This is a genomic window from Microbulbifer mixtoriginis (SeqCode) (assembly GCF_052466765.1).
Genome location: NZ_CP174289.1, coordinates 1,869,917 through 1,891,811 on the forward strand (window position 1 = coordinate 1,869,917; position 21,895 = coordinate 1,891,811).

The 21,895-nt window shown below is 53.8% G+C and carries 20 protein-coding genes; 10 read left to right on the forward strand and 10 right to left on the reverse strand.

Going from position 1 to position 21,895, the window contains the following annotated elements; genetic code table 11:
- Nucleotides 1-113: 113 nt before the first annotated feature.
- From pdsR to rpsT, 3 genes are all read left to right on the forward strand, one after another.
- A complete protein-coding gene (gene pdsR, locus ACJJIV_RS08240) occupies nucleotides 114-803 on the forward strand; it encodes a proteobacterial dedicated sortase system response regulator (protein WP_252084443.1) in 690 nt (229 codons plus the stop codon).
- Nucleotides 804-852: 49 nt separating this feature from the next.
- Nucleotides 853-2,886 (forward strand): ATP-binding protein, encoded by a 2,034-nt coding sequence (locus ACJJIV_RS08245; RefSeq protein WP_444891404.1) that lies wholly within the window; start codon nucleotides 853-855, stop codon nucleotides 2,884-2,886.
- A 143-nt stretch (nucleotides 2,887-3,029) separates the two neighbouring features.
- Complete coding sequence (rpsT, locus tag ACJJIV_RS08250) at nucleotides 3,030-3,296, forward strand: 30S ribosomal protein S20 (protein WP_020411431.1); 267 nt, start codon at nucleotides 3,030-3,032, stop codon at nucleotides 3,294-3,296.
- A gap of 70 nt (nucleotides 3,297-3,366) precedes the next feature.
- Here the strand turns inward: rpsT and proB are convergent, their stop codons facing one another.
- The 4 genes from proB to rplU form a co-directional block, all read right to left on the reverse strand.
- Entirely contained in the window at nucleotides 3,367-4,503 is a 1,137-nt protein-coding gene (gene proB, locus ACJJIV_RS08255) for a glutamate 5-kinase (RefSeq protein WP_444891405.1), read from the reverse strand.
- Nucleotides 4,504-4,623: 120 nt separating this feature from the next.
- Nucleotides 4,624-5,829, reverse strand: a complete 1,206-nt coding sequence (gene cgtA, locus ACJJIV_RS08260) for an Obg family GTPase CgtA (protein ID WP_444891406.1) — start codon at nucleotides 5,827-5,829, stop codon at nucleotides 4,624-4,626.
- A gap of 198 nt (nucleotides 5,830-6,027) precedes the next feature.
- Nucleotides 6,028-6,285 (reverse strand): 50S ribosomal protein L27, encoded by a 258-nt coding sequence (gene rpmA, locus ACJJIV_RS08265; RefSeq protein WP_067086922.1) that lies wholly within the window; start codon nucleotides 6,283-6,285, stop codon nucleotides 6,028-6,030.
- Between the two features lie 17 nt (nucleotides 6,286-6,302).
- Entirely contained in the window at nucleotides 6,303-6,614 is a 312-nt protein-coding gene (gene rplU / locus ACJJIV_RS08270) for a 50S ribosomal protein L21 (protein WP_252084438.1), read from the reverse strand.
- A gap of 247 nt (nucleotides 6,615-6,861) precedes the next feature.
- On the opposite strand from rplU, the gene ispB reads away from it, so the two are divergent.
- On the forward strand, nucleotides 6,862-7,824 hold the full coding sequence (ispB, locus tag ACJJIV_RS08275; RefSeq protein WP_444891407.1) for an octaprenyl diphosphate synthase: 963 nt from the start codon (nucleotides 6,862-6,864) through the stop codon (nucleotides 7,822-7,824).
- A 142-nt stretch (nucleotides 7,825-7,966) separates the two neighbouring features.
- On the opposite strand, the gene ACJJIV_RS08280 is transcribed toward ispB, so the two are convergent.
- Nucleotides 7,967-9,316, reverse strand: coding sequence for a phosphohexomutase domain-containing protein (locus ACJJIV_RS08280; RefSeq protein ID WP_444891408.1), 1,350 nt, complete (start codon nucleotides 9,314-9,316; stop codon nucleotides 7,967-7,969).
- Nucleotides 9,317-10,165, reverse strand: coding sequence for a UTP--glucose-1-phosphate uridylyltransferase GalU (gene galU, locus ACJJIV_RS08285; protein ID WP_444891409.1), 849 nt, complete (start codon nucleotides 10,163-10,165; stop codon nucleotides 9,317-9,319).
- A gap of 276 nt (nucleotides 10,166-10,441) precedes the next feature.
- Between galU and fabA the strand changes: the two genes are divergently transcribed.
- Together fabA and fabB are read left to right on the forward strand one after the other, a co-directional pair.
- Nucleotides 10,442-10,966: a 3-hydroxyacyl-[acyl-carrier-protein] dehydratase FabA gene (gene fabA, locus ACJJIV_RS08290; protein ID WP_252084434.1), complete on the forward strand. Its 525-nt coding sequence runs from the start codon at nucleotides 10,442-10,444 to the stop codon at nucleotides 10,964-10,966.
- 65 nt (nucleotides 10,967-11,031) lie between these two features.
- Nucleotides 11,032-12,255 (forward strand): beta-ketoacyl-ACP synthase I, encoded by a 1,224-nt coding sequence (gene fabB, locus ACJJIV_RS08295; protein WP_444891410.1) that lies wholly within the window; start codon nucleotides 11,032-11,034, stop codon nucleotides 12,253-12,255.
- Between the two features lie 65 nt (nucleotides 12,256-12,320).
- On the opposite strand, the gene ACJJIV_RS08300 is transcribed toward fabB, so the two are convergent.
- From ACJJIV_RS08300 to ACJJIV_RS08315, 4 genes are all read right to left on the reverse strand, one after another.
- Nucleotides 12,321-13,169 carry a sugar nucleotide-binding protein gene (locus tag ACJJIV_RS08300; RefSeq protein ID WP_444891411.1) on the reverse strand — a complete coding sequence of 283 codons (849 nt, stop codon included), beginning with the start codon at nucleotides 13,167-13,169 and terminating at the stop codon, nucleotides 12,321-12,323.
- 14 nt (nucleotides 13,170-13,183) lie between these two features.
- On the reverse strand, nucleotides 13,184-13,771 hold the full coding sequence (gene ssb, locus ACJJIV_RS08305) for a single-stranded DNA-binding protein (protein ID WP_444883695.1): 588 nt from the start codon (nucleotides 13,769-13,771) through the stop codon (nucleotides 13,184-13,186).
- A gap of 161 nt (nucleotides 13,772-13,932) precedes the next feature.
- On the reverse strand, nucleotides 13,933-15,114 hold the full coding sequence (locus ACJJIV_RS08310; protein WP_252084430.1) for an MFS transporter: 1,182 nt from the start codon (nucleotides 15,112-15,114) through the stop codon (nucleotides 13,933-13,935).
- 90 nt (nucleotides 15,115-15,204) lie between these two features.
- The gene (locus ACJJIV_RS08315) at nucleotides 15,205-16,611 is read right to left on the reverse strand and encodes a mannose-1-phosphate guanylyltransferase/mannose-6-phosphate isomerase (RefSeq protein ID WP_444891412.1); all 1,407 of its coding nucleotides are present in this window, start codon (nucleotides 16,609-16,611) and stop codon (nucleotides 15,205-15,207) included.
- A 160-nt stretch (nucleotides 16,612-16,771) separates the two neighbouring features.
- Here ACJJIV_RS08315 and uvrA point away from each other — a divergent pair, with 160 nt between their 5' ends.
- The 4 genes from uvrA (at nucleotide 16,772) to pxpB (ending at nucleotide 21,892) form a co-directional block, all read left to right on the forward strand.
- A complete protein-coding gene (uvrA, locus tag ACJJIV_RS08320; RefSeq protein WP_252084428.1) occupies nucleotides 16,772-19,597 on the forward strand; it encodes an excinuclease ABC subunit UvrA in 2,826 nt (941 codons plus the stop codon).
- A 172-nt stretch (nucleotides 19,598-19,769) separates the two neighbouring features.
- On the forward strand, nucleotides 19,770-20,372 hold the full coding sequence (locus ACJJIV_RS08325; protein ID WP_444891413.1) for a hypothetical protein: 603 nt from the start codon (nucleotides 19,770-19,772) through the stop codon (nucleotides 20,370-20,372).
- A gap of 36 nt (nucleotides 20,373-20,408) precedes the next feature.
- A complete protein-coding gene (pxpA, locus tag ACJJIV_RS08330) occupies nucleotides 20,409-21,158 on the forward strand; it encodes a 5-oxoprolinase subunit PxpA (protein WP_252084426.1) in 750 nt (249 codons plus the stop codon).
- 29 nt (nucleotides 21,159-21,187) lie between these two features.
- Nucleotides 21,188-21,892: a 5-oxoprolinase subunit PxpB gene (gene pxpB, locus ACJJIV_RS08335; protein WP_444891414.1), complete on the forward strand. Its 705-nt coding sequence runs from the start codon at nucleotides 21,188-21,190 to the stop codon at nucleotides 21,890-21,892.
- The last annotated feature ends 3 nt before the right edge of the window (nucleotides 21,893-21,895 follow it).

The following is a 21,895-nucleotide window of genomic DNA, read 5'->3' on the forward strand; positions in this document are numbered from 1 at the left end:
TCCGTGAAAAAAAAACCTGTTGTGCTTGCGGGCCATTTGCGCCCGCCTTTTTGCCAATAAGCTGCTATTTCGTGCATGATTCTCCACCACAAAGGAAGCAGCCGGAATCAGCCATGAGTGCAACTATCGCTATTGTCGAAGACGAGCGCGCCATCGCCGAAAATTACCGCGATGCATTGCGCCGTAGCGGTTATCGAGTCGATCTCTACAGCGCAAGGATTGAAGCCATGGAAGCTTTCCGGCAGCGACTGCCAGACCTGGCGGTAATCGACGTCGGGCTCGGCAGTGAAGTGGAAGGCGGTTTTGAGTTGTGCAGGGAGCTGCGCGCTATGGCCCCCAGTCTGCCAATCCTGTTTCTCACCGCCAGAGACTCCGAACTGGATATTATTTCGGGACTACGCCTCGGCGCCGACGACTATCTCACTAAGGATATCTCCCTGCCCCATATGCAAGCGCGTATCAACGCGCTGCTGCGACGGGTCAGCGTACTGCGCGACCAGAGCGATGAAGGGGAAAGCCTTACACAGGGCAAGCTGGAATTGGATATTTCCCGGTTGCATTGCCACTGGGACGGAAGGGTAGTTGATCTCACTGTCACTGAATTCTGGATTGTCCACGCTCTAGCCAAGCGCCCCGGGCATGTGAAGTCCCGCAGTCAGCTGATGGAGGCCGCTCGGGTAGTTCTGGATGACAACACCATCACCTCCCACGTAAAGAGAATCCGCAAAAAATTTCAGGCCCTGGATAATGAATTCAACGCTATAGGTACAGCCTATGGCATGGGCTATCGCTGGCAGCTCTGATTGCCTCGGCAACATAGCAGCCGGTCTACAGCTTTTCGGGGACCCGTAGATGAAACTTCGCCGACAACTCCTATTGGTGAGCCTTGTGGCGCTGGCTCTGCCCTGGGCCGGCTGTCAGTATCTCCGTCAGGTGGATGCGGCACTGGCGCAGGGCCAACTACAGGCCCTCGAGGCCACAGCTGCAGCAATTGCCGCGCGCCTGGCCAGCGCACCAGAGTTAATCGCTCCCGATCCCGCACGCCATGCTAGACCGCCTGGAAGCCAGCTCTACTTAAACCCCCTCTCCCACCCTCCAGTTGTAGATGGTTACGGGGACGATTGGCGTCCCTGGGAGCTTACTCCCCGAGAACTGCTCAATGAGCAGCACATGCCCCAGGCCCAGATCACACTCGGCCAGTATGCTGATCAGATCTACCTACTGCTAACAGTAAGTGATGAGACCCCAGCCTACCGGGACCCTCGCACAAACCTGCTCGCCGGAGGGGATACCGTTCAGCTGTTTACCAATGGGCGCCATTATCTGTTGCCGGTGGCGAGCCGGGGGCCTGTCGAGGCCTTTTGGCACAATCCACGCGAAGGCAGCTACCAACGCGAATTGCGCCTGCGCGGGCGCTGGACCGCTTCACCGAAGGGGTATCAACTAGAGCTCAGCCTTCCCTACACACTCACACGTGGCAGCCTGTCCATTCAAATACTCGACCGCACCAGTAGCAACGGTTCCCCACCAGTTCACAGTACCAGCACCCTTCCCGCCGATGGCCTGCCGGGGCACTTAGTTGCTCCACTGCCCAAGCTGCAGGCGGAATTGGACCACTTTGCCCGCCCAGACCTGCGCTTGGCAGTCGTAGACAGCGAGGGATTCCTGCTCGCCAGTAACGGCCAACCACAGGTGGCCATTGAGGAGCAGAGCACACCACGGCCCTGGCTGCGCAGTTGGATTTATCGCAAACTGCTTGCCAGGGAAGAGCTACCAAAGCTACCCCAAAATGAACTGCCGCTAAGCAGTGGCATTGGACGTGATACAGCCGAGCAGTGGTTTGGCGGGCCACTACAGTCGCGTATAGGAGCAGTCAGTGTGCCCGTGATAACTCGGGCTGACGAAGTCGTAGAAAGGCCTCTGCTGGGACGAGTGCTTGTGTTGCAGTCCGCTGAGGCTATGCAGTCGATGACCGATAGCGCCGCACACAGGTTATGGTTGATTAGCTGTGCGGCAGCAGCAACCGCACTGCTGTTTTTGCTCGGCTACGCCAGCTGGCTATCTTGGCGCATTCGCAAGCTGCACCGCGCTGCGCGCAATGCGGTCGACAGCAGTGGCAAATTGCGTGGCAACTTTCCCCTCTCCTCTGCCAGAGACGAACTGGGCGCACTTAACCGTGCCTTTGCCAGTCTGCTGGGCGAGCTAGATCAGTATCACCAATACCTGCGAACCCTCGCCAGTAAATTGTCCCACGAGTTGCGCACGCCTCTCGCGGTGGTGCGCTCTTCACTCGATAACCTCTCCACCGGCAAACTGGATGAAGACAGCCGCCGCTATGCCGAACGCGCACTGGATGGCAGTGCCCGCCTATCCGGCATCCTCAACAGCCTCTCTGCGGCTAGCAACCTGGAAGCCAGCATTCATCAGGCAGAGCGCGAGCGCTTTGACTTGGCGGACCTGCTGGAAGTTATGGTGCAGTGCTATGGCGACGCCCACCCCCACCAGCAATTTTCTCTGAAAAAGCCAAATGGAGAGCTTCGCTGTGAGGGCGCGCCGGAGCTACTGGCACAGCTTTTAGATAAGCTGGTAGACAATGCCTGTAGTTTCGCCCCAAAGCACAGTGAGATTCAGCTTGCAGTCTACAACGAAAAGGACGGCTACCTAATTAGTGTGAGTAACGACGGTCCATTGCTACCCAATGGCTATGCACACAAGCTGTTCGATTCCCTGGTATCTGTGCGTAAGGAAGGTGACAACGCTGGGCATTTGGGCCTTGGATTGCATATCGCTAAATTGATTGCTGACTTTCACCGAGCCCGTTTGGAGGCTCGAAATCGCACAGATAATAGCGGTGTGGAGTTCAACCTAAAACTGCCGACCCGCTAATCACGCACCAGCACAGGCAGACAAAGCGCAAGCTATCTGCCCAGATGGTTGACAAACAACCAGCTGTGGGGATAATGTCGCGTCCCGATCGGGCCCCAGGGCCTGTTAGTTACAGATTTATAGATTCCAGACAGGAGCAACCGGTGGCCAACTCACCTCAAGCGAAGAAACGCGCGCGCCAGAACGACAAGCGCCGCATGCATAACGCCAGTCTGCGCTCCATGGTGCGCACCTACATTAAGAAGGTAGTTGCGGCCATCGATGCAGGCGACGCTGAAAAAGCAAAAACTGCATACGCAGAAGCGGTTCCCGTTATCGACCGCATGGCAGACAAAGGTATTATTCACAAGAATAAAGCCGCTCGTCATAAGAGCCGCCTGAACGCTCAGGTTAAAGCTCTCGCCGCCTAATTCTTTAGGTAGCAGACACAAAAAACCCCGCAATGCGGGGTTTTTTTATGTCTGAAAGCCAGCGCTTCTGCTAGAGCAAGATAAGATTATCTCTGTGTATCAACTCATCGTCATCACGATAGCCGAGCAACTCAACAAAGCGCTCCGATGACTGCCCGAGAATCCTGGCACTCTCGCTGCTGTCATAATTTACAAGACCACGGGCGATCTCATGACCCGCACCATCAAGACAGGAAACCAAGTCTCCCCGGTGAAAACGCCCCTGCACCGCAGTCACCCCCACCGATAGCAAACTCTTACCACCATCGCGCAATGCCCTCTCAGCACCACTATCGAGGGTGAGACTACCGCGCACCTGTAGCTGCCCAGCTAGCCAGCGCTTCCTCGCCGCCAAGGGGTCCGCCTCCGGAAGCAGGAGAGTTCCCAAATCCTCGCCCTTCCATACCCGCGTTACCACTCCCTCTCTGGCACCCCCAGCAATCACAGTGCAGGCACCGGAACGAGCCGCCAGTTGTGCCGCGCGCACTTTGGTGGTCATACCTCCTCGTCCCAGACCACTGCGGGAGTCCCCCGCCATCCCCAGCAGCCTCGGATCCAGCGCCGAGGCCTCACCAACAAGCTCCGCATCGGGGTTATCGCGAGGGTCTTCTGTAAAGAGCCCATCGGCATCGGTCAAAATCAACAAGGCATCCGCCTCGACAAGGTTAGCCACCAACGCCGCCAAGGTGTCGTTATCACCGAAACGTATTTCATCGGTTACGACGGTATCGTTTTCATTGACGATCGGCACAGCTCCCAATGAGAGTAGTGTTCGCAATGTACTGCGCGCATTGAGGTAACGAGTGCGGTTGGAGAGATCATCATGATCCAACAAAATCTGCGCGCTGCGTATATCGAAGAGACCGAAAGCCTGCTCATAGACCTGCACCAAATGGCTCTGCCCTATCGCAGCTGCGGCCTGCAACTGATGGATCGACTCCGGTCTGCGGTCCCAGCCGAGACGATCCATACCCGCGGCTACTGCCCCAGAAGAAACCAACACCACTTCAACACCCTGCTGGCGCAATTCGGCGATCTGTGCCACCCAGGCGCAGATCGCCGAATTATTGACGCCGCGACCGTTATCAGTAAGCAGGGCACTGCCAATTTTTACCACCCAGCGCTGCCCCTTAGAAAGCCCTCTACGGGACACTGATACGGAGCCCATACTTCCTCCCTGGACACCGGCCCCTAGGGGCCTATCGAATTATCATCACATTGCCGGTAAAGGGCCGAGCTGACAGAAATTCTGCGCGGCAGCACAGATTTGCCACCGGAAACATACGATTCAGGAGCGATACTCAATATCGACATCGTGATCGTCATCATCCCAGTCTTCGTCATCATCGACATGCCCCTTGGCAGCCCTGCGTTTGGCGCGATGGCTATCCCGAAGCTCCTCGATACGCTCGCGGGCTTCGCGCTGCATCTGACGCTGCGCCTCCAGTTCAGCCTCAGCCAATTCCGGATCGCGATCCTCCTGCTCTTGGCGCTCCTCCAGGTAATCCATCAAGCGGCCGCTAAGCACATCCGTACCCTCACCGCGAATAGCCGCCACCCGGAACACCGGCCCTTTCCAGCCCAGCGCATCCACAACCGACTGACAGCGCTCTTCCAGTTCAGCAGCAGGCACCAGGTCAGTCTTATTCAGTACCAACCAGCGCTCTCGACCCGCCAGAGTATCGCTAAAACTAGCCAGTTCACGCTCGATAGCGCGGGCGTTCTCCACTGGGTCCGAACCATCAAATGGCGCCAGGTCTACCAAATGCAGGAGCACCCGGCAGCGAGTCAAATGCTTGAGGAAACGAATACCCAGGCCTGCCCCTTCAGCCGCCCCCTCAATCAAACCCGGAATATCGGCAATCACAAAACTGCGATGCCGCTGTACCTGTACCACGCCCAGGTTTGGCACCAAGGTCGTGAAGGGATAGTTGGCAACCTTGGGCTTGGCCGCCGATACCGCCCGAATAAACGTGGACTTGCCAGCATTGGGCAGCCCCAACATCCCCACATCTGCAAGCACCTTCAACTCCAACTTCAGGCTGCGAAGCTCACCCTCGCTACCATTGGTGGTCTGGCGAGGGGCTCGGTTAGTACTCGATTTAAAGCGCGTATTACCCAAACCGTGAAACCCCCCCTGGGCGACCAGCAGACGCTCACCGGCTCGGGTCATGTCACCAACAGCTTCACCGGTATCCACATCGATTACTGTGGTGCCCACAGGCACTTTAAGAACAAGGTCTTCCCCTTTGGCCCCAGTACAGTTACGCCCGCGGCCAGGCTGGCCGCTCTCAGCGGCGTAACGGGGCTGGTAGCGGTAATCTACCAGAGTGTTGAGGGAATCATCGGCCTCCAGGTAGACGGAACCGCCATCACCGCCGTCACCGCCGTCCGGACCACCCTTCTCTACAAACTTTTCCCTGCGGAAACTCAGGCAGCCATTGCCGCCTTTACCCGCCTGCACAAATATGGGCGCCTCATCGACAAACTTCATAATCACTCCACCGCCACAGCGGTTGTCTCATCCGGTGCGCACATACACACACCTACCATCATATTCATCATACCAGCCGACAAGCCGCCACTCGCAGGCATCTGCCGCCCCAACTTCCCACCACCCTCTATTAGGGCTGCCCCAACAAAAAAGCCCCGCAATAGCGGGGCTTTTTATGAAGCTAGGGCTTGCGACCGCTTAAGCAGTTTCGATAGAAACGAACTTGCGGTTGTTGGGGCCTTTAACTTCAAACTTCACAACGCCGTCCGCAGTGGCGAACAGGGTGTGATCTTTGCCCATACCAACGTTAACACCAGCGTGGAACTTGGTGCCACGTTGACGAACGATGATGTTGCCTGCCGCTACAGCTTGGCCGCCAAAGCGCTTCACGCCCAGGCGTTTACTCTCGGAATCGCGACCATTTCGCGTACTACCGCCAGCTTTCTTATGTGCCATGAGTCGTTACTCCTCTCTTATGCCTTGATGCCAGTGATTTTAACTTCGGTGTACCACTGACGGTGGCCCTGGCGCTTCATGGAGTGCTTACGACGGCGGAATTTGATGATCTTCACTTTCTCGCCGCGGCCGTGGCTTACCACTTCAGCAGATACTTTAGCGCCGTCTACAACGGGAGCGCCGATGTTGATTTTGTCGCCATCAACGACCATCAGCACTTTGTCGAAATCGATGGTTTCGCCAGTAGCTACTTCCAGCTTTTCCAGGCGAAGTACTTCGCCTTCTTCTACACGGTGTTGCTTACCACCGCTCTCAATAACAGCGTACATATTTCTATGCTCCGGTATGGACGACACGAAGCAGCGGGAGGACTATCGAGTCACTGCTCCGCATTTCGGGAGCTTGCGCCGTGTTGTTTAACATCTATTTCGCCGGCGGCACCAGCAACAGTAAAGCCGCGGAGCCCGCAATCGACGGGGCGCAGATTCTAATCAATTCGCCGGGTTGATACAATAGCGGCCCTCTGCCACCCGAGCCTTCGGGGGCGCCTGTCTAGTCGTATTAAGGAACTCTCAAATGCTGCCTTTTCACCGGGTCGCCGCCGAAGACTTTGCCGCGGTCAACCAGCGTATTCTCGACCAACTGCACTCGGATGTCCCCCTGGTGGAAAATATAGGCCACTACTTGGTTGAGGCCGGCGGCAAACGCCTGCGACCCCTGCTGGTGCTGCTATGTGCCAGGGCCTGCAACTACCAAGATGAGGGCCATATTGATCTGGCCACCATTATCGAATTTATCCACACCGCCACCCTGCTACACGATGATGTGGTGGACACCTCCGATATGCGCCGCGGCCGCCTTACCGCCAATGCCAAATGGGGCAATGCACCCAGCGTCCTGGTGGGAGACTTTCTATATTCCCGTGCCTTCCAGATGATGATTGCCCTACAGGACATGCGCATCATGGCAATCCTTTCTGATACCACCAATACCATTGCCGAAGGTGAAGTACAGCAGCTGGTAAACGCCGGCGACCCAGAGGTCAGCGAAGAAAACTACTTCAGTGTAATTTACAAGAAAACCGGAGCGTTGTTCGAAGCGGCCTGTGAGACCGCCGCCGTTTTGGCCGACTGTTCTGCCGAGGAACAAAATGCCCTGAAACTGTATGGACGCCATTTAGGCCTCGCATTCCAGCTGGTAGATGACGCCCTGGATTATCGAGGCAACCCGGAAGAACTAGGCAAAAATGTCGGCGACGATCTTGCGGAGGGCAAGCCCACACTTCCCCTGATCTACACCATGGCCAATGGCAGCCAAAACCAGGCGGCTCTGGTAAAGGAGGCGATTGAACAGCGCAGTGCAGCAAAGCTGGTAGAAATTGTCGAGGCTATTGAGGCCTGCGGAGCACTGGATTACACCATGGAGCGGGCCCGCGCTGCCGTGGAGGACGCCAAAACTCAGCTGGATTTCCTACCCGAGAGTGATCAAAAAACCGCACTACAACAACTAGCCAGCTTTGCCGTGGAGAGAAATGTCTAGCAGGCTCGGAGTATCGTCCTAGCCCTAGATTTGAGAGGGCCAGATATCATAACCCAGCACCCATAAAAAAAGCCCCATAAAATGGGGCTTTTTTTATTTCAAGGCGGCAGCTCATGAAGCCTATTCAGAGCTGATCAGGAAATCATGAACGAATCAGCTTTAGTAGCTCTTCGGTCTTCTCACGCATCAAAGCCTTATCCCCACGGGACTCAACATTGAGGCGAATCACGGGTTCAGTATTGGACATGCGTAAATTAAATCGCCACTCGGCATAAGCCACACTCAGACCATCCACATGCTCGACACTGAGTGCATCTGCACCATACTTTTCCTGTGCAGCTTTAATAACCGCTGCCGCATCCTGCACCTTGGAGTTGATCTCACCCGAGCAAGGGAAAGCCGCCATACGTTCTCCCACCAACTGGGACAGAGTCTTACCGCTTCGGCTGACGAGCTCCGCCACCAACAACCATGGGATCATGCCACTATCGCAGTAGGCGAAGTCACGGAAATAATGGTGTGCGCTCATCTCACCACCATAAATGGCATCTTCTTTGCGCATGCGCTCCTTGATAAAGGCATGGCCAGTTTTACTTTGAACCGGCTCACCCCCAGCAGCACGCACAATATCTTCCGTATTCCACAGCAGGCGCGGATCGTGGACCACTTTGGCGCCTTTGTGCTTGACCAGAAAGGCCTCGGCAAGCAGGCCGACCACATAGTAGCCCTCGATAAAATCACCGTTTTCATCGAAGAAGAAACAGCGGTCAAAATCTCCATCCCAGGCAATACCAAAGTCAGCGCCACTCTCACGCACCGCCTCTGCAGTTGAAGCACGGTTTTCCGGTAGGATTGGGTTGGGGATACCGTTGGGGAAATTCCCATCTGGCTGATGGTGAACCCGCACAAACTCAAAAGGCAAATGAGGGGCTAGCGCATCGACAACTGCACCTGCACCACCATTGCCCGCATTCACTACCAGCTTCAAAGGCTTCAGCGCCTTACTATCAACATAACCCAATAAGTGCTCAACAAAAGCCGGCCTGTGCTCAAAGCTCTGCAGTTCACCGCGCTCTGCAACAGGAGCAAAGCTGTTTTCCTCCGCCAGGCGCTTAATTTCCAATAGTCCGGTATCGCCACTAATCGGACTGCTACCTGCGCGGACAAACTTCATGCCGTTATAATCCATGGGATTGTGGCTGGCAGTAACACAGATACCCCCATCAAAATCTCCATAGAAAGTAGAGAAGTATACTTCTTCGGTACCACATTCACCGATATGAAAAACATCGGCACCGGCATCGCGCAAGCCATTCACCAGGGCATCGGTCAGTTCACCACTGGTAAGACGAATATCATGACCAACCACAACACGTTTCGCCCCCAGAAATTGGGCAAATGCCCGCCCCACCCGATAAGCCACTTCGGTATTCAGCTCATCAGGCACACGACCGCGCAAGTCATAAGCTTTAAAGCAAGTAAGTTCTGACACTTATTTATTCTCCTCGGTTGCCTGTTCCGGCAGATACTTATTTTCAAAAACATAGTTAGTGGCCTCAATAAACCCTTCCACAGAGCCACAATCGAAGCGCCGCCCTTTAAAAGCGTAAGCAAGAACACAACCCTGCCGCGCCTGGGTCAGTAACGCATCGGTAATTTGTACTTCCCCATTTTTGCCCGGCGGGGTATCGCGGATAAGATCAAAAATATCTGGGGTGAGAATATAGCGGCCTATGATTGCCTTGTTGCTTGGCGCATCCTCAGCGGCCGGCTTTTCCACCATATCCGTAACTTGATAGAGGCCCGGCTTGATTTCATTGCCCGCAATTACACCAAACTTGTGAATCTGCTCCATCGGCACTTCTTCGACGGCCACTATGCTGCAGCGAAATTGCTTGTAAAGCTGTACCATCTGCGAAAGCACGCCAAGGTCATCATTCAGGCACAGGTCATCCGCCAACACCACCCCAAATGGCTCATCTCCCACCAGGCGGCGCCCCTGCAGTATCGCATCGCCCAAACCACGCATTTCGCCTTGGCGGGTATAAGAAAAGCTGGCACTGTCAATCACCTTCCGAACAGAGTCCAAATAGCGCTCTTTACCAGTTCCGGCAATTTGGTGCTCCAGCTCGTAATTGGTATCGAAGTGGTCCTCAATAGCGCGTTTACCGCGCCCAGTAACAAAACCTATCTCTGTAAGGCCGGCTTCGATGGCCTCTTCTACCCCATACTGCACCAACGGCTTGTTCACCAGTGGCAGCATTTCCTTCGGCATCGCCTTGGTGGCAGGCAGGAAACGGGTGCCGTAACCGGCAACCGGGAATAAACATTTCTTGAGCATTATGCTCCCCCATGAACTTAAAACGAGCGCTCCCCCGCTCCCGGCGGGAACCTAACATAGCTAAAAAGAGAGTTCACTTACAAAGGATGGCGTCAAATTCCCTCAATGTGTCAGCGCTCTACACAAATGATCATATAAGATGTTGTGAAGGTAATTACTACGACAGTCACAAAAATAATTTTGACTGACTGGACAAGCGACACACAGCGCTTAGAATGCCCGCTCTTACAAAAACGCTCAACATGAGTTGCGTAACCACCCAAAGCCGGGGAGAAGATGAGTAATTTTGTTCAAAAAAGTAGCTACAACAGAGAGGAGCTACTGACCTGCTCCAGCGGAGAGATGTTTGGTCCAGGCAATGCACAATTGCCCGCCCCCAACATGCTGATGCTTGACCGTATCACCCATATATCAAAAGAGGGGGGAGCATATGACAAGGGTGAAGTCATCGCCGAGCTGGATATACACCCCGACCTCTGGTTTTTTGATTGCCACTTTCCCGGTGACCCGGTAATGCCCGGGTGCTTGGGGCTCGATGCCATGTGGCAGCTCCTAGGCTACTTTTTGGCCTGGAAGGGTAATCCCGGGCATGGCCGTGCCCTCGGCTGTGGGGAGGTAAAGTTTACCGGTCAAATTTTACCTACCAGCAAGAAGGTAACCTACCACATTCAATTGAGTCGGCTTGTTGAACGAAAGCTGGTTATGGGTATTGGCGATGGTACTGTGTCAGTGGATGGGCGTGAAATCTACACTGCAAAAGACCTTCGCGTTGGTTTATTTACTCGTACTGATAACTTTTAACTTTATAAAGCTCAGGCGGGCAAAACTTTAAAGGCCTTTACTACCAAGTACTGTTGGAGATCACTATGCGTCGGGTAGTCATTACCGGGATGGGCATCACATCCTGTATCGGTACCAATACAAAAGAAGTTACCGATTCACTAAGAGCAGGCCGCAGCGGTATCCGCTTCCAGGAGGAGTACAAAGAGCTAGGCCTGCGTAGCCAGGTTGCAGGCCCTGTGGATATCGATTTCAAAGAACATATAGACCGCAAGCAACTGCGCTTTATGGGAGATGCTGCCGCCTATGCTTACATCGCCATGCGAGAGGCAATCGAAATGTCCGGCTTGGAGGAGAAAGACATCTCCAACCCTCGAACCGGCATTGTGATGGGTTCCGGCGGCACCTCCACCCAAAATATTATTGATGCCGCACACACGCTCAAGGAAAAGGGGGTTCGCCGTGTCGGCGCCTACCGAGTTCCCCAGGTGATGAACAGCACCGTTTCAGCCTGCTTATCCACACCCTATAAAATCAAAGGTGTGAACTACAGCATCTCCTCCGCCTGTGCCACAAGTGCCCACTGCATCGGCAACGGTGCCGAGCTGATTCAGATGGGCAAACAGGATATTGTCTTCGCCGGTGGCGGTGAGGAACTGGCCTGGAGTCTCACGCACCTGTTCGACGCCATGGGCGCTCTATCGAGCAAGTTTAACGACGACCCCACTAAGGCCTCACGCCCCTACGATGCCGATCGGGATGGTTTTGTTATCGCCGGTGGTGGTGGCTGTCTGATTCTGGAAGAAATGAACCATGCACTCGCCCGCGGCGCAACCATTTACGCCGAACTCACTGGCTACGGCGCAACTTCTGATGGATACGATATGGTGGCCCCGAGTGGAGAAGGCGCAGTGCGCTGCATGCAGCAAGCCCTGGCAGGTATGGATGGCAAAGGGCTTCAAGGCGGTGTGGACTACATCAACACCCACGGCACCTCAACCCCGGTCGGCGATATCGCTGAGCTAAAAGCCATGAGCGAAGTCTTTGCCGGCAAAGTGCCCGCATTTGCCTCCACCAAGTCTCTAACCGGACACTCCCTCGGCGCTGCCGGCGTGCAGGAGGCCATCTACAGCCTGCTAATGATGCAAAATAACTTTATTGCCGCTTCCGCCAATGTGGAGCACCGGGACCCAGAAGCGGAAGGGATGGATCTAGTCACTGAATTGCGCGAGTGCGAGATTAAGCGTGCCATGTCCAACAGCTTTGGTTTCGGTGGTACCAACGCGTGCCTGATTTTCGATAAAGTTTAAAGCCGTTATCTTGATCCAAATAAAAAGGGCGCCACATTGGCGCCCTTTTTACAATCGCTCTAAAGCTATTCCTGCGTCTCCGCATCCAGACGCTCCAACCACAGCTCCACCTGCCTAGTGAGGCCTTGGCGCCAGCTATGCTGCTGTATGCCAAAGACATCGCGCAACTTACCACAGGCCAACACCACCCCTCGGCTCTGGTCCGGCCCGGTTTCCAGCGCGCTGAATTGTGCGAACCTGCCCTCGTCGTAGAGTGACTGGGCTCGCTCCACAACCTCAAGGGCAAACTCCACCGCAGTACAGTCATCCGAGCTGCCGTAGTGATAGATCCCTCCAGCCTCAGCGCCACTGGCTAGTTGCTGCGCCACTGCAACTGCAACACGAGCCAGATCCAGGGCCGTGACCGGGTTACCGCTATTGCAGCCATCCAGTGTGACCGGCTCACCCGTCACAAAACCCCGTAACACCCGCCCCAGCAGAGCATCCGGATTGCTATCCACCATCCAGCCAAAACGCAGAATTGTCAGATTCTCAAATTCTGATAAGGCTTCCTCACAAGCCAGCCATTGCCGCCCACTGTGAGATTGAGGTGCCGCCACCTCATCCTCGTCATATTTCCTCGGTTCACCACCGGCAAAGACCGCATAGGAAGAGAGGTGAATAACATGCTGACAGGAGCACTGTGCCAATGACTCAGCAACCTCTAGGGCTTCCGGCATACCCTGGTCATCCGCGCATGCCGACGCATTAATGACAATTGAGGCGGAGCGCAACTTATCGAGTTCTGTGGGTGCGAGCAGCTGTATACGGAAACCAGCACGCTGCAGGCGTTTCTGCAGCGCGCTATCGATATCGTTTCCGGCGCGAATCAGCGCAACCCGATCCGGCTTATATCCGGTATGTAGATCAGACACAGGACAGGCCTGTTTTAGAACGGGATATCGTCGTCAAAGCTATTATCAAAACCACCGGCAGGGCCCTGGCTTTGCTGCTGCGCAGGTTGCTGTTGGTTACTGGGAGCCTGGCGCCCCTGATTACCCTGCTGATAGCCACCTTGCTGGAAACCGCCCTGCTGTTCGTAACCGCCTTGCTGCCCGCCCATCTGGCTCCCCATAGCTGCACCTGCCGCACCCATTGCGGCACCGCCCATACCCTGACCGAAACCGCCCTGCTCTCCGCGACCATCCAGCATTTGCATTTCGCTGGCAACAATCTCCGTAGTGTAGCGATCCTGACCAGTATTCTTATCCTGCCATTTACGCGTGCGCAGCGAACCTTCTACATAGACCTTTGCACCTTTACGTAAATACTCACCGGCAATCTCTGCCAAGCGGTTGAAAAATACTACGCGGTGCCATTCAGTGCGCTCCTGCTGCTGGCCAGTCTGCTTATCCTTCCAGCTCTCGCTGGTGGCTAAGCTGATATTGGTAACCGCACCACCGCTCGGCATATATTTGGTTTCCGGGTCATTACCCAGATTGCCAATTAAGATTACTTTGTTGATACCCCTGGCCATGGCCCTCTCCTCTCTTCGACCCGGGTCCCACCCGGAGCACTAATCATTCAATATTAAATTTCAGGTACGGTTTCACTCGTACTCTGAGTATGTAAGCACGCAGCCACTTACAGCTGCAGACAGTGTATTTTTATACAGCAGCATACAACAGACACCCACTGTTAGTAAGCGCTACCCTCACGGATATCGGAGAGCCGCTCGCGCAGAGCCCACCAAAGCAGTATCCAAATTGCCACTACAGCAAAACCGAGCCCCGCTACAGCACTGGTGCCACCGAGTCCATACAGATATCCGCCCAGACTGCCGCCGACAAAGGTGCCAAAAAACTGTAGCGTCGCATACAGACCCGAAGCTGCCCCACGGGCATCCTCCGGGGCTTTGCGAGTCAACTGGGCCGGCAGCAGGGCTTCCAACAGATTGAAGCCCACAAAGAAAATACTCAGCAGCAGTACAACTGTTATTGTTCCATTCATCGGCAGTAACGCCGCGCTGCCAGCAACCAGAGCAAGCGCCGCCAGGTTCAACGCAAGCGGCACTTTGCCAGTACGCTCGGCCATTCGCATTAAGGGCAGCATAATGATAAAGGTGCCCAGCATTAGTGGACCATAAAGTTTCCAGTGCTCATCCGCCGGCCAATCCAGGCGATCGACTAGCACCAGTGGCAATGCCACAAACAGCGCCGTCAGTAGTAAGTGAGAAAAGAAGGCCCCGCTGACCAGGCGCCAGGTCAGCCCACTACCCAATACTTTGCGGAAACCACCCTTAAATACCGCAGGGCGCTTTGCTACTTGAGGGGTTGGTACCACCCGCCATACCAGCAACATGCCGAGTACGGCCAGTACTGCTGTCAGCCAGAAAATGGCTGGCAGTCCGCCAACACCCGCGAGTGCCGGGCCCAGTATTACCGCCAACATAAAGGCCACACCGATCGAGGCCCCGATCACGGCCATGGCAATGCCGCGCTTCTCATCCCGGGTCAAATCAGCCACCAGCGCCATCACTGCGGCAGCGATCGCTCCACACCCCTGTAACACCCGGCCGACAATCAGCCCATATACGGAATCTGTCTGAGCAGCGACGATACTGCCTAGGGCGAATAGCGCCAGGCCGGTATAAATTACGGGTTTTCGGCCCCAGCGATCAGACAGAAGTCCCAGCGGAATCTGCAATAAGGCCTGACTCAAACCGTAGGCACCCATGGCCAACCCCAGCAGCATCGGAGTGCTATCACGATAGCCTTCACCGTACACCGTGAGCACCGGCAGCACCATAAACAGGCCGAGCATGCGAAACACATAAAGGGAAGCCAGCCCACCCAGGGCTCGGCGCTCAATAGAATTCATGCAGCTCCCGGAACAGCGTCAAAGTGGGCGCGCATTGTACAGCGAGTGAGCGCCAGGCTGTAGTGGGAGCAGTACAACTTTCGCGGAGATCTAGCCTCGACCATAGTCGTCATCGAAACGGACTATATCGTCCTCGCCCAGGTAGCTGCCGGACTGCACCTCGATCAGCTCCAGAGGGATGGTGCCGGGATTTTCCAACCGGTGCGTAACCCCCAGGGGGATATAGGTGGATTGATTCTCGGTAACCAGTAGCTCTTCATCACCGCGGGTCACCCTTGCGGTGCCACGCACCACAATCCAGTGCTCCGCGCGGTGGTGGTGCATCTGCAGTGAAAGCTGTTGTCCAGGCTTAACCACGATGCGTTTTACCTGAAAACGCGGACCCGCATCGATAGAGTCGTAGTAGCCCCAAGGTCTATACACCTTGCGGTGTCGCTGGGCCTCGCTGCGGCCGGAGCGCTTGAGGCTCCCCACCAGTTTTTTCACCTCCTGAACCCGCTGTTTGTCAGCAATCAGCAGGGCGTCGTCGGTATCCACCACCACCAGGTCCTCTACACCGAGTAAACTGACCAAGCGACTCTCCGCACGCACCAGGCAACCGCTGCTGTCTTCCTGCAACACATCTCCTTGCAGCAGGTTGTCGTCGTCATCCCGCTCGGCCAGCTCCCACAACCCCAGCCAGGAGCCCACATCGCTCCAGCCAGCATCCATAGGCACTACAGCCGCCGACTCCGTAGGCTCCATAACCGCATAATCCACAGATTCATCGGCACAAGCGGCGAAGGCCTCTCTATCCACCCGGGTAAAGTCGAGATCTCGAGCGGCCTGCTCGTAGGCTGTGCGACAGGCACCGAGAATATCCTCTCGATGCTGGCCCAGTTCCTCCAGATAGCGGGAAGCGCGGAATAGGAACATACCGCTATTCCAGCAATAACCGCCATCGGCCAGATAGGACTCAGCTGTCTCGGCATCAGGCTTTTCAACAAATTCTGCGACTGCCCAGGCACCAGCAGAAAGCCCTTCTCCGCGGCGGATATAACCGTAACCGGTCTCAGCTCTTGTCGGAACAATACCAAAAGTCACCAAATGTCCCTGCTCAGCTAAGGCCCGGGCAGGCTTGAGTGCCTCCTGAAAGGCCGCCACATCGGCCACCGCGTGGTCCGCCGGCAGTATCAGTAGCAGGGGGTCTTCACCAGATTCAAGCGCTGCTAGGGCCGCCAGAGCGATAGCGGGTGCCGTATTGCGCGCACAGGGCTCCAGTAAAATAGATTGGGCAGCGTGACCAATCTCGCGCAACTGCTCCGCTGCAGCAAAGCGATGCTCCTCATTGCACACTAAAATCGGAGCCTGTAGCTGTGCCACGCCTTCCAACCGCCTCGCGGTGGCCTGCAACATGGTTTCTTCACCTGTTAGCGGCAAAAATTGCTTTGGGTAGGTTTCCCGGGACAGTGGCCACAGGCGCGAGCCAGTGCCGCCACAAAGAATTACAGGGATCATCAGCGCTTTCTGTTCATCGGTTGGTTTTTTGCGGTAGACGATTTTGGCACATTGGGTCGCGAGTTTATACTCGGCTGTTTTCCCGGCACCGCAGTTGTGATCGCCCCGTGCGGAGCAAGTCCGTGGCCCGGCCCAGTATTAGCAGCAATATAGGTAGAGCGTGGACACGATTTATGTGAGGGGTGCTCGCACCCACAACCTGAAAAATATCGATCTGGACATCCCCCGCGACAAGCTGATCGTGATAACCGGACTGTCTGGTTCCGGTAAATCCTCCCTGGCCTTTGACACCCTTTACGCTGAAGGCCAGCGCCGCTATGTGGAATCCCTGTCCACCTATGCACGGCAATTCCTATCGATGATGGAAAAGCCGGATGTGGATACTGTTGAGGGACTGTCGCCGGCCATCTCCATTGAGCAGAAGTCCACCTCCCACAACCCGCGCTCCACCGTAGGCACCATTACTGAGATTTACGACTACCTCAGACTGCTGTTCGCCCGTGTCGGCGAACCGCGCTGCCCTGAACACGACGAACCGCTACAGGCCCAGACCGTGAGCCAGATGGTGGATCAGGTACTGACCCTGCCGGAGGGCACTAAGCTGATGCTACTGGCACCCGTAGTACGCGACCGCAAGGGCGAGCACCAGCATGTATTTGAACAGCTGCGCCGTGACGGCTTCGTTCGAGCACGTATCGATGGCGTTATCTGTGATCTGGATGACACGCCCAAGCTGGACAAGCGACGCAAGCACACCGTAGAGGTTGTGGTAGACCGCTTTAAGGTGCGCGATGACCTGCAGTTACGCCTGGCGGAGTCCTTCGAAACTGCTTTGAATCTCACCGATGGCATCGCTTCCATCAGCTTTATGGATGGTGACCAGGAAGACCGACTTTTTTCCGCACGCCACGCCTGCCCCGTCTGTGACTATTCACTGGACGAACTGGAACCGCGCCTGTTTTCCTTCAACAACCCGGCCGGCGCCTGCCCCAGTTGCGACGGCCTGGGGGTTAAGCAGTTCTTTGATGAGGATAAGGTGATTCTCGACCCAGAGAGCAGTATCTCCGAGGGTGCTATTCGCGGTTGGGACAGACGCAACATCTACTACTATCACATGCTCGACTCCCTCGCCGAGCACTACGGCTTCGATCTGGACAAACCCTGGAAGAAACTACGCAAGGGGCACCGCAAGATCATTTTACAGGGCAGTGGCGATGAGGAAATCGACTTCAGCTATGTGAATGATCGCGGCGATGTTACCGTGCGGCAGCACACTTTCGAGGGCATTATTCCCAACTTCCAACGCCGTTATCGGGACACCGAATCCCAATCTGTACGCGAAGAACTGGCCAAATACCTGAGCACACAAAAATGCCCTGAGTGCCATGGCACCCGACTGCGCCGCGAGGCCCGTCATATCTTTGTGGACAATCGCACCCTGGCACAGATTACCGAGCTGCCCGTCGGCGATGCTTTCAACTATTTTGATCACGAGCTGACCTTCAGAGGTGCCCAAAAAGAAATTGCCGATAAAATTCTTAAAGAGCTGCGCGATCGCTTTCGCTTCCTGGTAGATGTGGGGCTCAACTACCTAACTCTGAATCGCAGCGCAGAAACTCTATCTGGCGGTGAGGCACAGCGGATTCGCCTGGCCAGCCAGATCGGGGCCGGCCTGGTGGGCGTAATGTATATCCTCGACGAGCCTTCTATTGGCTTACACCAACGGGACAACGAACGCCTACTTAACACTCTTACCCATCTACGCGATATCGGTAACACAGTCATTGTCGTTGAGCACGATGAGGACGCTATCCGCAGTGCCGACTTTATTGTCGATATAGGCCCCGGTGCCGGTGTTCATGGTGGCGAAGTAGTCGCGGCTGGTACCGCGGATAAAATCACCAAATGTAAAAAATCTCTCACCGGACAATACCTGTCCGGAAAAAAGAAAATTGCTGTACCGGAAGAGCGCTATATCCCCAACGAGGACTATATGCTGCGCCTCGAAGGTGCCAGCGGCAACAATTTGCAAAACGTAGACCTGGAAATCCCCGTAGGCCTCTTTACCTGTGTCACTGGTGTCTCGGGCTCTGGTAAATCTACCCTAATCAATACCACCCTCTACCCTCTTGCTGCCACAGCACTCAATAAAGCCACCACCTTGAAGGCCTCCCCATATGAGTCCGTTCATGGGTTAGAGCATTTCGATAAATGTGTGGATATCGACCAGAGCCCTATAGGCCGCACCCCAAGGTCTAATCCGGCCACCTACACAGGTATTTTTACCCCGATTCGAGAGCTATTTGCCGGTACCCAGGAAGCGCGTTCACGTGGCTACAAGCCAGGCCGTTTCAGCTTTAATGTAAAAGGTGGTCGCTGTGAGGCTTGTCAGGGCGACGGTGTGATCAAAGTCGAAATGCATTTCCTGCCGGATATCTATGTGCCCTGCGACACCTGCCATGGTAAACGGTACAACCGCGAAACCCTGGAAGTACATTACAAAGGCAAAAATATCCACGAGGTATTGGAAATGACAGTGGAAGATGCGCGAGAGTTTTTTGACCCCGTGCCCGCAATTGCCAAGAAATTACAAACCCTGATGGATGTCGGTCTCTCCTATATCAAACTTGGCCAGGCGGCCACCACACTTTCCGGCGGCGAAGCACAGCGAGTAAAACTCTCCCGTGAACTGTCCAAGCGCGACACCGGCCAAACCTTGTATATCCTTGACGAACCCACCACTGGCCTGCATTTTGCCGACATCCAATTATTACTGGATGTCTTACATCGCCTGCGCGATCACGGCAATACCATCGTGGTTATCGAACACAATCTGGACGTCATTAAAACTGCCGACTGGATTGTGGACCTGGGCCCGGAAGGCGGCTCCGGTGGAGGACAGATTATTGCAGCAGGGACTCCAGAGGATGTGGCAGAAATGAAAGTTTCTCATACAGGGCGTTTCCTTAAACCCATGCTTGGATAAATTGATGGCCAGAACGCTTGGCCCCCTCGGCACTTTTCTGGCAAATCTCTATGCTGCTCTTAAAAGACTCTAAGTATTTTGTCTTGCTTCAGGGGGGCTATCCCCCTGAAGCAAGAGAAGTGCCTCTGTGAATTACTCGAAGGCTCCCCTTACCTTTTAAAGACCTAAACAAATGAATTTTCTCAATAAAGAAAGGCTCAACTTAATAATTGCATTATGCGCAATTTTAATTTCTATAGCCTCTTTTTATGCCACTTATCTGCAAGCCAAGGCCGCAAATAAACAAGTCCGAGTTATGACTATGCCTGTGGTTAAATTTGACCAAGGAAACTTTGATGGAGCGACACAAAAACCAACCATAATTTTCTCATTACATAACGCCGGCTCGGGACCCGCAATCCTGAAGTCTCTAGAGTTCACTTATCATGATAAGACTTACTCAGACCTTGAAGCTTTTCTAACCTCTTGCTGCCACAAAGAAGAAAAAAATTTATATCAGACGATTCACAATCTAGAAAATAAAGGAGAAAGCACTCTCGCGGCAAGGAGTGGCTTAAACACAGTAATATTGGAACAAGCCATTATCGCTTCACATTTCTCCCTAAAATTCTTGACACTTCAAAGAACAGCCGCCAATGAACCACTTTGGACAAAGTTAAATGCATTAAGAAATGACATTGAAGTGAAAGCATGTTTTTGCTCACCTCTGGGCGACTGCTATGAATCAAAAGGTGTGCAAATTTCTTCAGAGGTGAAGTCTTGCCCTACAAGTTGAAAATGAAATAGTTTAGGCCTAAAAGGGACTGATATTATGCGCATAGACATCAACTGTGACCTGGGTGAAGGTAGCGATCTAAAAAGCTGCATTAGGGACACGCAAATCATGCCCTTTATTTCCCGCTGCAATATCGCCTGTGGCGCTCACGCAGGAAACCGGGACATTATGCGCCTTTCCATTTTCAATGCACAAAAACATCATTTAAAAATTGGAGCACACCCCGGCTATCCAGACCGGGAAAATTTTGGAAGAAAGTCTGTCAAACTCCCAATAAATCTATTACTTGACTCATTGTTTCAACAGATCGAGCAGCTGCAATCCCTGACTACTGAAGCAGGTGTACTGCTGGATCACGTTAAACTACATGGCGCTTTATATAACGATGCCGAAGCAGATAGGTTACTCTCTAAAGAAATTATCTCACTCTTCGCCAAAGAGTATCCCTCTCTGAAAATTATCGGTTTAGCCAACGGTGCGATGGAGTCTGTGGCAATAGAGAAGCAGTGCACCTTTTATCGGGAGGGTTTTATAGATAGGCACTACTTAAACAAAGAAAAATTGGCCCCACGTAATCTACCTGGCTCAGTGCTAAATAATATTGAAAACTGCCTAGAACGAGCTATCGCATTGGCAAAGGGTACAGACTTCACAAGCTATTATGGCACACCGCTGAAATTCTCTGTGGATACGATTTGTTTACATGGTGACAATCCTGCCGCTCTAAAAATCGCAAAAGCACTAGTCAAGCACCTACAACATCATGGCCTGAACATACAATCGTGACATCCTCCAAACAAAGAAATCACTCGACTATGCTCGATTTTAGTGTTTACCCAAATGGAGATAGTGCGTTAGATATCCGCTTCAACTCAGAGCCAAGTGAAAACCTTAGCCGTCATATTATTGGGCTTAAAGAATATCTCCTTAACAAAAACCCCAATAACTTTATTGAATTAATTCCTGCCTATCAATGTCTGACTCTGATTTTTAACCCTGCTTTATTTGATAGCGAGATGCTCTCACAGAAAGTTCAACAATCAATTCAAGACTTCCTTAAAGCCCATAAAAACATTTCACGAAAATCCCGCACTATTCGCATTCCTGTGTGCTATGAATCAATTTTTGCTCCAGACATTTCAATATTGAGCAGGCACACTGGCTTATCCAGAAAAGAAATCATTAAGCTGCATACAGCACCCTCTTATCTCGTACATATGCTGGGCTTTACTCCCGGATTTTTGTATCTCGGCGGCCTCAACCCTAGACTGGAATGTCCTCGTAAAAAAAATCCACGAGTGCGCATACCTGCAGGAGCTGTTGGCATCGGCGGCAGCCAGACAGGAGTTTACCCACAGGCCACACCAGGGGGGTGGCAAATTATCGGCCAGACTCCCATTCAATTATTCCACCCCTATAGCAGCCATCCATTTCTTGCAGATCCATTAGATATCATTAAGTTCTATTCGATCAATCAAGCAGAATTTGACGATATTCATCAGTCTAGAATATGGAACTGATCC